Raw genomic sequence first — 13,414 nt, 5'->3', positions numbered from 1 at the left:
CCACGCCCATTAGACGGGAAGGCCGAAGCGCCGAGTCACGATTGTTCGACAGGCTTCTGATGACCTGCCCTGGATGGAGGTGATCGGTCGCGCCAAGGGAGCCACAGGCGATCGCCGACGAGAGTCAATACCCGGGCACGAGTGGCTGCTTCTCACCGATGAGGTCGAGGGCGATATCGACGATCATGTCCTCTTGGCCGCCGACGAGGCGGCGGCGGCCGACCTCGAGCAGCAGGGAGCGGGCGTCGATGCCGTATCGTTCGGCTGCGATCTCGGCGTGGCGGAGGAACGAGGAGTAGACACCGGCGTAGCCGAGGGTGAGGGTTTCCCGGTCCACCTGGACCGGCCGGTCACGCAGCGGGCGCACCAGATCGTCGGCCGCGTCCTGGAGCGCGAACAGGTCGCAATTGTGCTTCCAGCCTTCGATATCGGCGACAGCGATGAACGGTTCGATCGGGCAGTTCCCGGCACCGGCGCCCTGCCCGGCCAGCGAGGCGTCGACGCGGGTGACGCCCTCCTCCACCGCGACGACGCTGTTGGCGACCGACAGCGACAGGTTTTCGTGGGCGTGGATGCCGATCTGGGTACCGGTGTCGAGCACATCCCGGTAGGCGCGAATGCGCTCACGAACCGCCGCCATGGTCAGCCGCCCACCGGAGTCGGTGACGTAAATGCAGTGCGCGCCATAGGATTCCATGAGCTTGGCTTGCGCGGCCAGTTCCGGGGCCTCGGCCATGTGACTCATCATCAGGAACCCGGAGACGTCCATGCCGAGCTCGCGGGCCTTGACGATGTGCTGGGCGGAGATATCGGCCTCGGTGCAATGGGTGGCGATCCGCACCGAGCGCACGCCCAAGTCGTAGGCGCGTTCGAGTTCGGCGATGGTGCCGATCCCAGGCAACAGCAGCGTCGTCAGCACCGCGTCGCGGATGTTCGCCGCCGCGGCCTCGAGCCATTCCCAGTCGGTGTGGCTGCCTGGCCCGTAGTTCACCGAGCCACCGGCAAGGCCGTCGCCGTGGGCGACCTCGATGGCGTCGACACCGGCCGCGTCGAGGGCGGCGACGATGCGGCCGACGTCGGCGGGTTCGATGCGGTGCCGGATGGCGTGCATACCGTCCCGGAGCGTGACGTCCTGGATGTACAACTCATGGGTCATCGCACGACCTCCGAAACAGTCTGGGCAGCAGCAGATTTCCGCTGGGCGATCGATTCTGCGACACGCAGCGCGGCCGAGGTCATGATGTCGAGATTTCCGGCGTAGGCGGGCAGATAGTGCGCGGCGCCCTCGACTTCGAGGAACACCGACACCCGGGTCGTCACCGGCCCCGCCCGCTCGGGCACGAGTGTGTGCATCGGCTCGCCCGAGCCGATCGGTGTGAACTGGACCTCCTGCTTCAACCGGTAGCCGGGCACGTATTGCGCGACCCGCTCGGCCACCTCGGCGACCGAAGCGCGGATGGCGTCGTGGTCAGCGTCACCGATGAGGCAGAAGACGGTGTCGCGCATGATCAGCGGCGGCTCGGCGGGGTTGAGGATGATGATCGCCTTGCCGCGTGCCGCTCCACCGACGGATTCGATGGCATGCGAGGTCGTTTCGGTGAATTCGTCGATATTCGCGCGCGTGCCCGGACCCGCCGATTTCGAGGCGATCGAGGCAACGATCTCCGCGTAGTGCACCGGCGTCACCGCGGACACCGCGGCGACCATCGGGATCGTGGCCTGCCCACCACAGGTCACCATGTTCACATTGGCAACGCCAGCGTCCAAGTGTTGATTCAGGTTCACCGGCGGCACGACGAACGGCCCGATGGCCGCGGGAGTCAGGTCGATCAGCGTCTTGCCGTAGGGCGCGAGCTTTTTCGCGTTCGCGATGTGCGCACCGGCCGAGGTGGCGTCGAAGACGATCTCGATGTCGTCGAAGTTCGGCAGCGCGATCAGTCCGTCGACGCCCTCGTGGGTAGTCGGTACCTTCAAACGCTTCGCGCGCGCGAGTCCATCGGAGTCCGGGTCGATGCCGACCATCGCACCCACTTCCAACGTCTCGGACAGCCGCAGCACCTTGATCAGCAGGTCGGTGCCGATATTGCCCGATCCGACGATGGCGACTTCGGTCTTGCTCGAAACAGCAGTGGTCATTGCTCCTCCTTCGGGGAGAACGTGGCGGAAACCGGACCGAGCGGGCCGATCTCGGCGCGAATGCGGGTGCCGGGCGGTGTCGGCGCCATCGGCCCGAGTGCGCCGGAAAGGATGATCTGTCCGGCCCGCAGCGGATCTCCGTATTCGCGGGCGGTGCGGGCCAGCCACGCCAGAGCGTTCAGGGGATCGCCGAGGCAGGCGGCGCCGTCGCCTTCCGAAACCAGCACATCGTCGGCGTACATGCGCATCACGACCTCACGCGGGGCGAAGTCGTCGAGGGTCAGCTGCTGGTCGGCGAGGACGAACAATCCGCTGGAAGCGTTGTCGGCGACGGTATCGGTGATGGTGATGTCCCAGTTCGCGATGCGCGAGTCGACGATCTCGAGCGCGGCGACCGCGTAGTCGACCGCGGCCCGGATCTGATCGTCGTCGAGGTCACCATCGGCGAGGTCTTCCTTCAGGACGAAAGCGACCTCGGCCTCGGCCTTCGGTTGGAGCAGCCGCCCCGACGGCACCTGATCCGCCCCGGAACAGTCCATATCGGCGAACAGCACACCGAAGTCCGGCTGATCGACACCGAGCTGCTGCTGCACCGCGGGCGAGGTGAGGCCGATCTTCCGGCCGACGATCACCGCACCGGCCGCGAGGCGGCGACGGGTGAGTTCCTCCTGCACGGCGTAGGCGAGGGCGGTATCGCCCACGCCGAGCAAGTCCCGAACCGGTTCGATCGGCCGCTGTGTGCGGATCGCGCCGGCGATCAGGTCGGCAGCCCGCCCGACGATGTTCGCGTCGATATCGGTTGTGCTCATAGTGATTCACGTCCTTCGATAGCTACCGCGCCGATCCTGCCGCGGCCGCAGCGGGACGCCAATTGCGCTGTTTCGCTCTGCGGCACAGAAGGGTTCACGACGGATGATGTTCACGAACTGTCCGCGAAGCAATGGCAACGTGGTTGAGTCCCGCCAGATCTATCCGTGGATGGGCATCGGCCCACAGGACGGGATTTCGGGGCTGCTGCCCTTCTTCCACATCTACGGCCTCACAAGTTCTGCCGAACGCCGCACTCATGTGCCGCGCCGCTGGATGCGGAACTCGGTGGCGCCGTCGCGCAGGATCGGCCGCAGAGCCAGGCGATGGCATCGACATGCCCGCTACCTAGGATGGGCGCGCCCGGTTGAATTATCGGGCCGCGGACTGACGTAATGGCCGGCAATCTCGGCAGAACTCCGAAGCCACTCCGCAAAGCGCCGACGTTCGAGATCTACAGCGGATACACCAGGTATCGCGCTGGCATGCTATCCAAACGGACCGAGCGGTCGACGAAATGAGCTTCGCCGGCGGACAGATCGATGACGTCCTCGTAGTAGCCTGCGGCGAGCAGGCCCGACAGTGTGTCGTTCTCGGTGTAGCTCACCTGGAAGTTGGCTCGGACATTCCAGCGGTCGGCATCGAGGCGGATAGCCCGGGTCCGCTGCGTGACATGTCGGGTACGGTACGGCTCGATGGTCCCGGCCCACACTTCGGTGATGAACTTGACGCGGTCCAGCACGCGGGCGCGGTTGTCGTCGTACATGTAGGCCAGCGGCAGTCCGCGACGCAGATTGTCGAGAGTGTGCACAGTGTAGGAGCATTCGGTCGCGAACAGGTCGGGCCAGCGCTCCCAGTCCTGTTCGTCGAGCACATCGTTGTACCGGCCGAGCAACTCGTCGATTGCGCGGATCCCCTGGTCGGTCTCAGTGATCAAAACCCATCACCTTCCGGTAGTAAGCCCAGCCGACGGTATTGCCGATCTCGTCGTTCTGGGTGGCGTCCTCGGGGCGGCCATCCACGCCCTTGACGAAACGCGCCAGCGTCCCGTCACGGGCGGTCCGCTGTTGACGGTTGAAGACCGCGGCATCCTCGATAGTGATGAACCCGCTGGGACCCAACAGGTTCGAGGCCTGACGAACACGGTGTTCGCGGTATTCCTCGGTGTCGTCGACGTGGCCGAAGAACGCGTAGTCGACCTCGGTCCGATCGACGCCACGCGGCCGCGCGAAACGAACGTTGATGGTGTCGACGTGCTTGGTCATCACCGTGACGGGCCGCAGCGCGACCACCCTGGCCCGGTCGTCGGCGCCGCGGAACTGCACGACGCTCGGATCGGCGAGGTAGCCATTGTCCACGTACGGCGTGCTCTGGTAACCGACGGAGAAGTGTCCGACCGGCTGGGTGATCCGGACATCGCCCTTGCCGCCCTGCCAGCCGAGGATGCGGAATCCGGTGTGCAGCAATGGGGCGTGATAGAAGTCGTTGTCGAAGTAGGTCTTCCAGTTCGCCTTGTAGACGACCTTCTGGTACCCCAGCAGGGTGAGGTTGCCGTCGTCGAGCATGCAGTCACGCACCGGATCGGCGCATTCGCCGAGGAAAGCCTCCAGCAACGGTGTGTCCGGGTGCCGGGTCACAAAGATCAGACCTGCCAACTCGGCAACCCTCAGCTCCGGCAGCCCGTAGTCCTTCCGGTCGAAATCGGACCGGAACTCGCGCTCGCCGGGCGCGCCGCAGAACTCGCCGTCGCTGTTGAACAGCCAACGGTGGTACGGGCACTGGAACTCCGTCGCCACGCCGACCGCCCGCTGTTCCAGCAGCGTGCCGCGGTGGGTGCAGGTATTCACGAAGGCTCTGATCCGGTCCTTCGCACCGCGGCTGATGATGATGGGTACCTCACCGAGCCAGGTCGTCTTGAAGCTGTTGACCTCGCCCAGTTCGGCGCGGTGGGCGACCGGATGCCAATAGGGGCCGTAGAAGATCCGTTCCAGCTCCTCCCGGTAGACGAGCTCGTCGGAGAATATCTCTTTCGGCAGGTCGAGCGGATTGGTGAATTTCGCGGCGATCGCCGCACGCACCTTTTCGTACTCGATCACTTTTTCCATTTCGGTGACGTGCGCCATGCGTTGGCCTCCACATCGATGTGCTGACGGGCGCCGCAGGTCGGGTGACTCGGCCACGAACGAAGCTGCTGCCCTGATGATTCCGGCACTTGGAACAAATCGGTGCCGATGTCGGAAATTCTATGATTCCATTCCGCGCGGGTCAAGCCCTGAATGATTCGAAATCCCTTGTACCACATGCCGGAAAGGTCGAGTTGACATGAATTCAGCAATAACTCACGCGCCGTTGTCGGGGCGTACCGCGCTGATCACCGCGGCGGGCGCCGGAATCGGCCGTGCGATCGCGCTCGAGTGGGCCGCCCGTGGCGGAACGGTTGTTGCCGTGGACCTCCGCGCCGAGGCTGCGGATGCGACGGCACTGCGCGTACGCGAACTCGGTGGACAAGCCGTTTCGGCCGGCGTCGACGTCACCGACCCGGACACGATCCCGGCGATGCTCGACATGGCCCTCGACAGCTTCGGACGCGTCGATGCCCTGTTCAACGTGGCTGGCGGCAGCCTGCCCAAGCGGGTGGACGAGATGGCCGACGTCGACTGGTACCGGATGATCGACATCAATATGACCTCGGTTTATCGCTGTTCCAAGCTCGTCATCCCGCAGTTTCGCCGCTCCGGGGGCGGCAGCATCGTCAATATCTCCTCGACCGCGGGCCTGCTCGCGGAGAACCGTTGCGCCGCCTACAGCGCGGCGAAGGGCGGCGTACTGCTGCTCACCAAGAACATGGCGATGGATTATGCCGCGGACGGTATCCGGGTCAATGCCGTGTGTCCGGGCAGCACGATGACGCCGCGCATTCGGGACTACCTCGAACGAATCCCCGGCCACGAGAATATGATCGACGATCTGTGCCCGCTGCGTCGTTTCGCAGAACCCGAGGAGATCGCCCGGCCCGCGATATTCCTCGCCTCCGACGAAGCCAGCTATATCACCGGCGCGGTACTCGCGGTCGACGGCGGACTCACCGCCGGAAAGCATTTCGCGATATTCGATGATGCGTAGGGAGATGACTTCGCCCCGGTATCCGATTTCTCGGATACCGGGGCGTTTTCCTCGGAGTGTGCCGACTATTCCGAATTTCCGACGGCCAGGCGGTCCGCACTCGGATACGCGGCGCTCATCGCGCAGACCTCCCGACCGACCGTGCGCAGTTGGAACGCGACCGACTCCTCCGGCTGCTGCCCGTAGGCGATCCGGGTCGCCGCCGAATTGATGGCGGCGCCCAGCGGAGTAGGCCAACCGCGCAGCGCGTGCACGATGCTGCGCAGCGTCTGGAGGGTGGTCACTGCTGCCTGCCAGCCGTATGCCGTGGTGACACAACCGACCGCGCGGCCCGACAGGTAAGGTTTGCCGTCCTCTCTCAGTTCCTCGACATAGTCCAGCGCGTTTTTCACCAGCCCCGAGACCGAACCGTGGTAGCCGGGCGAGGCGATGATCACTCCGTCCGCCCTGCGCAACGCCTCGATCAGCTGTCGCGCCTCGTCCACCGGCGGGCTGTCCGGGTCGTACATCGGTAGGCGCGCAAGCATGCCTCCATCGAACACGGCGGTGCGGGCGCCGTTGTCGCGTGCTGCGTCGAGCGCGAGGCGCAGGGCGGATTCGGTGGAAGACGCCGGTCGCAGCGTTCCCCCGAGGCCCACGACGAACGGCGAAGTGGTCGGCTCCGGCATGACCTTCACACCATCTTCATCAAGCCGTCGTGACCCCAGGCGAATCCCGAACCCAGAGCGTAGTTCTCGGTGGTCCACGTCTCGGGGTTCACCATCCGCGGGCCCCAGCCGTACTCGAAGTGCCACCCGGAGGGATTCTGGAAGTAGAACGAGAAGACGTGATCGTTCTGGTGGCGGCCGGTCGAGGTCGAGGTGATGCCGCGCTCAGCGCACAGGTCGTAGCTGACCCCGACGTCATCGATGCTGACCGTTTCGAACATCACGTGCTGGATACGGCGCGTGGCCCCCGGGATGTTCATGAACGCCAGCGAGTGGTGCCTCACATTGCAGTGCAAGAACACCGCGAACGGCCCGACCTTGGGAATATGAGCGAAGTCGCTGACTCCGAAACCCAGTATCCGGGAATAGAAATCGGCCGCACCCACGATGTCGGACGCATAGAGGACGACGTGTCCCATGCCCATGTCGCCGGTATTGAACCCGGCCAGGTCGCGCGTGGGCCGGAACTTCGGCAGGAACAGCTTTTCGTGCCCGAGCACCAACTCCATCCGCACTCCGGAGTAGGGGCAGGTGAAGTACACGAACTCCATCACCCGCCGGTCTGCCGCCTCCTCGTGTGAGCCTGCGGTGACCGCCACGCCCGCAGCGTCCAGCCGCGCGGCGGCCGCTTCGAGTGCGCCCTTGGAGGCCACGTCCCACCCGACGTAGGCGACATCGTCCTCATGGCCGACGCGAACGCCGAGCCGGTGGTGCCGGTCATCGGCTCGGACGTAGAGCAGGCTGTCAGAGCTGTCGCGCGAGACCTCGAGCCCGAGCACCTCCGTCGCATATCGTTTCCATGCCGAGACGTCGCTGGACGTCCCGACGACATAACTGAGCTGGCTGACAGCCGCCATGGATCTACTACTTTCCGGGAGTCGGGTGTGGAATTGGAGGACGCGTGTCCCGCCCTCAGAACACGACCAGCTTCGGGTCACGCTGCAGGCCGAGCGCGATCCGGCCGTAGTGCTGGAAGTTCGCGCGTGTGAAGGAGACGTGGCTGGCCATCATGTGAATGTCGCGCCATTTCTGCTGCATCGGGCTGCTGTCCTTGAAGCCGGAGGTCCCGCTCAACGCGAACAGCCGGTCGACCGAGGTGGTCAGTAGTTCGGCGGCACGGTTGTAGTCGCGCAGGATCTGGGCTCGGTCGGCCAGCTCCAGCCGTCCCGGAGCACGGGCCGCATGCAATACCTGCTGGATCGCAAGCTCGGCCAGTTCCAGGTCCGCGGAGGACCGGGCGACGGCCTCCTGGACGACCTCCGAGCCAGCGGTCTGGGCGCGGCCGCGCGCCCACTCCACGAAGTGTTCGTAGGCGTCCAACGCCGTGCCCATCATCGGGCCGAGGAAGGTGAGCCCGGCGTGCAGCGCCAGCGGCTGGCTATAGAGCGGGCCCTGGTTGATCTCGCTGCCCGGCCCCTCCCCGGCCACCAGTGCGGCGGCGGGCACCACGAATCCGTCGGGCACGAAGATGTCGTCGACGACGATCGTCTTGCTCCCGGTTCCCCGCATGCCGGCCGCGTACCAGTCGTCATCGATGGTGTAATCCCCCGGCCGCACGAGGAAGTGGTGATTCGCCGCGCGCCCACCGTCCTTGATGAGCCCGCTGACGATCACCCAGGACGCATGATCGACGCCGCTGGCGAAGCCGTGCCTACCCGTCAGCCGGTAGCCGCCGTCCACCTTCTGCACCGCGGCGGCAGGCGCGAGCGAGGCGGCGATGCAGGTGTCGGGTCCATCGGCCCACACCGCCTCCTGCGCGAGCCTGGGGAAGAATCCGACCATGTGCGCGTCGTGCGGCAGCAGTGCCGCGCACCAGGCGGTCGAGGCGCAGGCCCGGCCGATCTCCAGCGCTACGGCGTACATGGTGTCGAGCGACAGTTCGTCGCCGCCGTAGCGGCGCGGGGCCAGGATGCGGCCGCCCAACCCTGCCGCGATGATCTCCTCGATCGATTCGCGGGGCACCGCGCGCTCCGCTTCGGTGCGTGCGGCCCGCTCGCGGATCCGCGGCGCCAGTTCGCGGGCGCGTTCGATCAGTACGTCGCGCAGCGCCAGGTCGGCGGAGCGATCGATGTCGGTGGCTACCATGGCAATCCATCTCCCTTTCCGGGCGCGCTAGAACAGCACGCTCAGGTTCTTCGACTGCACGACGTTCTGATCCAGCAGGATCGTGCGCTTTGCGATCTTGAAACTCGTTCCGTCGGCGCGCAGGACGTCACGCCGCTCCCCCGCCCAGATGTCGGTCTCGGACTCGAGCCGATTGCGGTAAAGCACGAAATTGCACGAGACGTCGAACTCGGTCACCCCGGGGGCGGCTTCGCCGTCGGCGCGCGGGGTGATGATCACGTTCGTCACCAGGTGCCTGCACCGCGAGGGCGGGTCCTCGGCCCAGTGGGTGCCGGAATGCATCTGGTTCACCCGCATCCGCAGCGATTCGAAATCGTCGTAGAAATGGGCCATCTCGATGCCCTGGGGCACCTCGTCCTGATCGCGCTGTCGGCGAAGGCGGTTCTTGCGCACCGGCATCCAGTACAGGACATCCTCGGCGAACAGCTCCAGCCAGCTGCTCCATTGCCACCGATCCAGCAGTTGCGCCTCGTGGTAGAGGAACTGCTCGACACGGTGTTGCAGCAGCACCTTCTCGAGTTCCACACCGGTATCCGGCGTGACGATCTGCTCGACGGTCACCGGGCCACCCCCGCTTCGCTCACCGCGACGGCGGCCGACACGTCGCCGGTGCGTTCCTCCGGTGGAATCTCCGGCCACGCCTCGGTTGTCATGAACTCCAGCCACCGCCGGTAGAAGCCGCGCTGGCCCGCTTCGCCGAAGAACGAGTCGTAGTACTCGCCCGGGTAATCCGGGTGCTCGCGCCCGGTACCGAGTCCCATCTCGTAGTTCCACGCCATCTTGCGCGCCTGATAGCCCTGCTCGAGGACACCGCCGATCATGCCCCAGTTCTCGCCGTCGTCGGTCTCCACGACGCCAGCGGCGCCTTCGGTGAATGACGCCGAAACCTGTTGTGCCCGTTTCGCTTCCTCCGGCGCGTCCTTCTCCACCACCGTAAACGACCAGATCTCGAATGTGGTCGGCCCCTTGGGATGCCACACCCGCAGGTTGGCAGAGCCGGGCAACCCGGCGAAATTCGGGAAGGCATTGAAGTTCGCGACCATGTCGGCGCGATCACCGACCCGATCGCGCGCGATCCTGCGCTTCTTCTCGTTGTACTGGCCGAGCGGATCGTCGGCGAAGCGGGTGTGCCGCTCGAAGAGGAAACTCTCACCGTGGCCCTCGCGCAGCGACACGTGCGCGCCGTCCTTGGCGTCGAAACCAGGGCCGAACGACAGCAGCGACGACAGGTGGCTGGTGGTGGCGTGGTAGGTGTCGCCCGCGAACTGCTCGGCGGCCAGCTTCCAATTGGCGTTGATCGTCCATTTGATCGCGCCGGGCAGCACCTCGATGCCGCCTTCGGCATGGTCGACCCATCCGTCGATGTAGAACTTCAAGGCGCCGAGGTATTCGTGCAACGGCGGTGCGGCGGGATCGAAGTTTCCGAAGATCAGGCCCTTGTAGGAATCGATCTGCGCGACCTGGATCAGCCCGTTGTCTTCCAGCGACAGCTTGTCGAAATACGCGTCCTCGAGATTCGGGACACCCACGAGCTTGCCCGCGCTGTCGTAGGTCCAGCCGTGGTAGGTGCACATGAATGAGCGGGTATTGCCTTCCTCGGCCCGGCACACGCGCATGCCTCGGTGCCTGCAGACGTTCAGGAAGGCACGCACGCTGCCGTCGGGCTGCCGGACCACCAGCACCGGGTCGCCGCCCATGTAGGTGGCGAAGAAGTCGTGCGGGTTCGGAATCATGCTGTCGTGCGCCAGGAACAGCCAGCTGCGGCCGAAGATGCGTTCCTGCTCCAATTTGTAGATCTCGTCGCTGACGAAGATCTCGGGCCCGATTCTGCCCTCTTTCCAATTCACCAGCGATTGCAGATAATCGGCGTCGACGGCCACGATCATCCCTCCAGTTCTCTTATGGAAGCCTGTGTGCTACACAGCTAATCAGCGAGCCCATCCACCGTCGATGCGGTCGTTCTGGGCGTCGGAACGAATGTCAGCTCTCGACAGCGACGTACACCGCACCGTCGACGACCCGCACCGCGTATTTCGTGAGCGGCTCCGAGGCCGGCGGCGCGGTCACCGCGCCGGTTTTGATACAGAATTTCGCGAAATGCCAGCCACATTCGATCTGGCCGTCCTCGATGAATCCCTCGTCCGCCAGCGAGGATTTGTCGTGCGAGCACCAATCGGCGGTCGCGTAGAACTCGCCGTCGATGTTGTAGACCGCGATCGGCGGACTGGTATCGACCCGGGTGACTTTTCCCGGGCTCAGCTCGTCGACCGCGCACACGCGGACCAGATTCTCCGACTGCTCTGTCGTTGTCATTTATCTCTCCTCTCGATCGCTAAGCACCGCGAGCGCGCGCCGCGCTCTCACCGATGCCGCGCAGGTCCGCGGACGGGTCGGCCAACAGCGCACGGTCAGGACGCACCTGCTTGTCGATCAGGCTCATCGCCATGCGCACCTCGCGTCTGCGGTTCACGCCGATCACGCCGGTGAGCACACCGTCGTGCAGGTGAAACGCCGTGAACTCCATGGATTCCGGGTCTCCGCGCCACACCACGTCGTCGCCCGCGCCGCGATGTCCTGCGACCTGGATGTTCGTCTCGCCCTGGTCGGACCAGAACCACGGCACCTCGCGGTACGGCTCGCGCTTGCCGAGCATGGCGCGGGCCGCGGCCATACCCTGGTTCTGGGCGTTATGCCAGTGCTCGAGCCGGACATGGCGACCGGCACGCTCGTCGGGGCGGCAGGCCACATCGCCCGCGGCATAAACCCCCGGAAGTGATGTCTCGCAGAACCCATCGACGACGATGCCGTTATCGATCCGGATGCCGGAATCGGCCACCGCGGCGACGGCGGGCACCACACCGATACCGATCACGACGAGATCGGCGGCGATGACGTCGCCGTCGGTGGTGTGCACCCAGCGCACCCGGCCCCGGCCCGACAACCGGGCGACCTCGGCACCGGTACGGATGTGCACCCCCCGCTCGGAGTGCCAGCGCGCCAATCGATCACCGATCTGAACGCCGAGCACGCGCCGGAGGAGACCCGCCTCACGTTCGAGCACGGTGACGTCATTGCCCAGCGCCACGGCGGAGGCTGCGAGTTCCATGCCGATCAGGCCGCCCCCGATGATGACGACCGATCCGCCCGCGCGCAGAGCGTCGCGGATCGCGAGCGCATCGCCGATGCTGCGCAGAAAATGGACGCCGTCGAGTTCGAGCCCCGGGACATCCGGTCGGCGTGGAGTCGTGCCTGTACACAGCAGCACCTTCTCCGCGCGGATCACTGCTCCGCCGTCGAGTTCGACGCGGCGCTCGCGCGGGTCGAGCCGAGTCATCCGGACACCGAGCAGCAACTCGATGTCGTTCTTCGAGTAGAACTCCGCGGGGTGGATGCGTGTCTCGTCCGGCTCCTTCCGGCCCAGGATCACCTCCTTCGACAGCGGCGGGCGGTCGTAGGGCAGGTGATATTCACCGCCGACCAGGACGATTCGGCCCTCGAAGCCCTCGGAACGCAACGTCTCGGCGGCACGGGCGCCAGCGAGGCTCGCGCCCACCACAACATAGGTTTCGGTCATCTCGGCGCCCCTGCGGTATTCGGGTGCTGCGTGCGCGCGGGGAAACGGCCGTCAGTCACGGTGGTGGCCCCACAGACTGGTCGCGTCGTAGTTCGACACTCGCCAGGTGGCGTCGTCGACGAGCCTGCCGTCGTAGCCGTATTCGACCTCCGAGCCGGACGGATTCTTCATGAAGAACGAGATCGCCAGGTCATTGGTGTGACGGCCGAGTGTCTCGGTCAGCGTGACGTCGCGGGCGTGCACCTCGTCCAGCGCGCGACCGACGTCGTCGATGTCGTGCACCTCGAGCATGAAATGGCCGAGCGCCGGCGCCAACTTCTCGTTCTCTACGAAAGCGAGGCTGTGGTGCCGCGGATTGACGTGCAGGAAATGCACCTTCCTGCCGTGGAACTCGATGGTGTCGCTGAGGCGGAACCCCAGCACATCGATATAGAACCGCTTGGCAGCCGCCAGATCGGTGACGAAGAAGAACACGTGCCCCAGACCGAGATCGCCGGTGACGAATCGGACCCCACGCGGCGAGAGGAACGGGTGCTTCGGCACGCGTGCGCCATAGAAGAACTCGAGCCGGTGACCATCGGGATCCGTGCAACGCAGCAGTCCCTCGACCCGGCGCGCCGCGGCGCAGGAATCGTCCTCCTCGACCACGATGCCCGCCGCGGCCAGCCGCGCCTCCAAGGCGTCCAGGGCCCGCCGGTCCGCGACCTCCCACCCGACGTAGGCGGCTCCGCCCGACTCGCCGCGGTGGATGGCGAACCGCCAGCCGCGCTCGTCGGCTCGCAGCAGCACCGTCTCCTCGCCGGCCTCCTCGACGACGGAGACATCTTGGAGGCCGAGGATTTCGGTGCCGTACGTGCGCCACGCGTCCAGATCCGTCGCGTTCAGGCCCACGTAGCCGAGCCCGACAACTTCAGTCATGATCGGTGTTGCCTTCCTGGTGAAT

15 protein-coding genes are annotated in these 13,414 nt (G+C 65.7%); 1 reads left to right on the top strand and 14 read right to left on the bottom strand.

The annotated features are described in order from the left end of the window. Positions 1-124: 124 nt before the first annotated feature. The 6 genes from dmpG to AB0H50_RS11160 form a co-directional block, all read right to left on the bottom strand. A complete protein-coding gene (gene dmpG, locus AB0H50_RS11185) occupies positions 125-1,156 on the bottom strand; it encodes a 4-hydroxy-2-oxovalerate aldolase (protein ID WP_357449796.1) in 1,032 nt (343 codons plus the stop codon). Next, a complete protein-coding gene (locus AB0H50_RS11180; protein ID WP_357449793.1) occupies positions 1,153-2,136 on the bottom strand; it encodes an acetaldehyde dehydrogenase (acetylating) in 984 nt (327 codons plus the stop codon). Before AB0H50_RS11180 ends, dmpG begins: the two co-directional genes overlap by 4 nt. Beyond that, positions 2,133-2,945 (bottom strand): fumarylacetoacetate hydrolase family protein, encoded by an 813-nt coding sequence (locus AB0H50_RS11175; RefSeq protein WP_357449790.1) that lies wholly within the window; start codon positions 2,943-2,945, stop codon positions 2,133-2,135. The genes AB0H50_RS11180 and AB0H50_RS11175 overlap by 4 nt, the downstream gene beginning before the upstream one ends. 452 nt (positions 2,946-3,397) lie before the next feature. After that, positions 3,398-3,880, bottom strand: coding sequence for an aromatic-ring-hydroxylating dioxygenase subunit beta (locus AB0H50_RS11170; protein WP_357449787.1), 483 nt, complete (start codon positions 3,878-3,880; stop codon positions 3,398-3,400). After that, positions 3,870-5,066, bottom strand: a complete 1,197-nt coding sequence (locus AB0H50_RS11165; RefSeq protein WP_357449784.1) for an aromatic ring-hydroxylating dioxygenase subunit alpha — start codon at positions 5,064-5,066, stop codon at positions 3,870-3,872. The genes AB0H50_RS11170 and AB0H50_RS11165 overlap by 11 nt, the downstream gene beginning before the upstream one ends. After that, complete coding sequence (locus AB0H50_RS11160; protein ID WP_357449781.1) at positions 5,036-5,245, bottom strand: hypothetical protein; 210 nt, start codon at positions 5,243-5,245, stop codon at positions 5,036-5,038. The genes AB0H50_RS11165 and AB0H50_RS11160 overlap by 31 nt, the downstream gene beginning before the upstream one ends. 20 nt (positions 5,246-5,265) lie before the next feature. Between AB0H50_RS11160 and AB0H50_RS11155 the strand changes: the two genes are divergently transcribed. Further along, a complete protein-coding gene (locus tag AB0H50_RS11155; protein ID WP_357449778.1) occupies positions 5,266-6,066 on the top strand; it encodes a glucose 1-dehydrogenase in 801 nt (266 codons plus the stop codon). Between the two features lie 65 nt (positions 6,067-6,131). Here the strand turns inward: AB0H50_RS11155 and AB0H50_RS11150 are convergent, their stop codons facing one another. From AB0H50_RS11150 to AB0H50_RS11115, 8 genes are all read right to left on the bottom strand, one after another. Next, positions 6,132-6,734 (bottom strand): NAD(P)H-dependent oxidoreductase, encoded by a 603-nt coding sequence (locus AB0H50_RS11150; protein ID WP_357449775.1) that lies wholly within the window; start codon positions 6,732-6,734, stop codon positions 6,132-6,134. A 5-nt stretch (positions 6,735-6,739) separates the two neighbouring features. Further along, the gene (locus tag AB0H50_RS11145; RefSeq protein ID WP_357449772.1) at positions 6,740-7,630 is read right to left on the bottom strand and encodes a VOC family protein; all 891 of its coding nucleotides are present in this window, start codon (positions 7,628-7,630) and stop codon (positions 6,740-6,742) included. A 55-nt stretch (positions 7,631-7,685) separates the two neighbouring features. Beyond that, positions 7,686-8,858 carry an acyl-CoA dehydrogenase family protein gene (locus AB0H50_RS11140; protein WP_357449769.1) on the bottom strand — a complete coding sequence of 391 codons (1,173 nt, stop codon included), beginning with the start codon at positions 8,856-8,858 and terminating at the stop codon, positions 7,686-7,688. 27 nt (positions 8,859-8,885) lie between these two features. Then, on the bottom strand, positions 8,886-9,458 hold the full coding sequence (locus AB0H50_RS11135; RefSeq protein WP_357449766.1) for a 3-phenylpropionate/cinnamic acid dioxygenase subunit beta: 573 nt from the start codon (positions 9,456-9,458) through the stop codon (positions 8,886-8,888). Further along, complete coding sequence (locus AB0H50_RS11130; RefSeq protein WP_357449763.1) at positions 9,455-10,783, bottom strand: aromatic ring-hydroxylating dioxygenase subunit alpha; 1,329 nt, start codon at positions 10,781-10,783, stop codon at positions 9,455-9,457. Before AB0H50_RS11130 ends, AB0H50_RS11135 begins: the two co-directional genes overlap by 4 nt. A 94-nt stretch (positions 10,784-10,877) precedes the next feature. Beyond that, on the bottom strand, positions 10,878-11,210 hold the full coding sequence (locus AB0H50_RS11125) for a bifunctional 3-phenylpropionate/cinnamic acid dioxygenase ferredoxin subunit (protein WP_357449760.1): 333 nt from the start codon (positions 11,208-11,210) through the stop codon (positions 10,878-10,880). 19 nt (positions 11,211-11,229) lie between these two features. Beyond that, positions 11,230-12,471: an FAD-dependent oxidoreductase gene (locus tag AB0H50_RS11120; RefSeq protein ID WP_357449757.1), complete on the bottom strand. Its 1,242-nt coding sequence runs from the start codon at positions 12,469-12,471 to the stop codon at positions 11,230-11,232. A 51-nt stretch (positions 12,472-12,522) separates the two neighbouring features. Further along, positions 12,523-13,389, bottom strand: coding sequence for a VOC family protein (locus AB0H50_RS11115; protein WP_357449754.1), 867 nt, complete (start codon positions 13,387-13,389; stop codon positions 12,523-12,525). Between the last annotated feature and the right edge of the window lie 25 nt (positions 13,390-13,414).

The sequence above is a fragment of the Nocardia sp. NPDC050793 genome (assembly GCF_040654065.1).
In the GTDB taxonomy this organism is placed as follows: Bacteria; Actinomycetota; Actinomycetes; order Mycobacteriales; family Mycobacteriaceae; genus Nocardia.
This window is presented reverse-complemented; position numbering and strand designations above follow the sequence as displayed.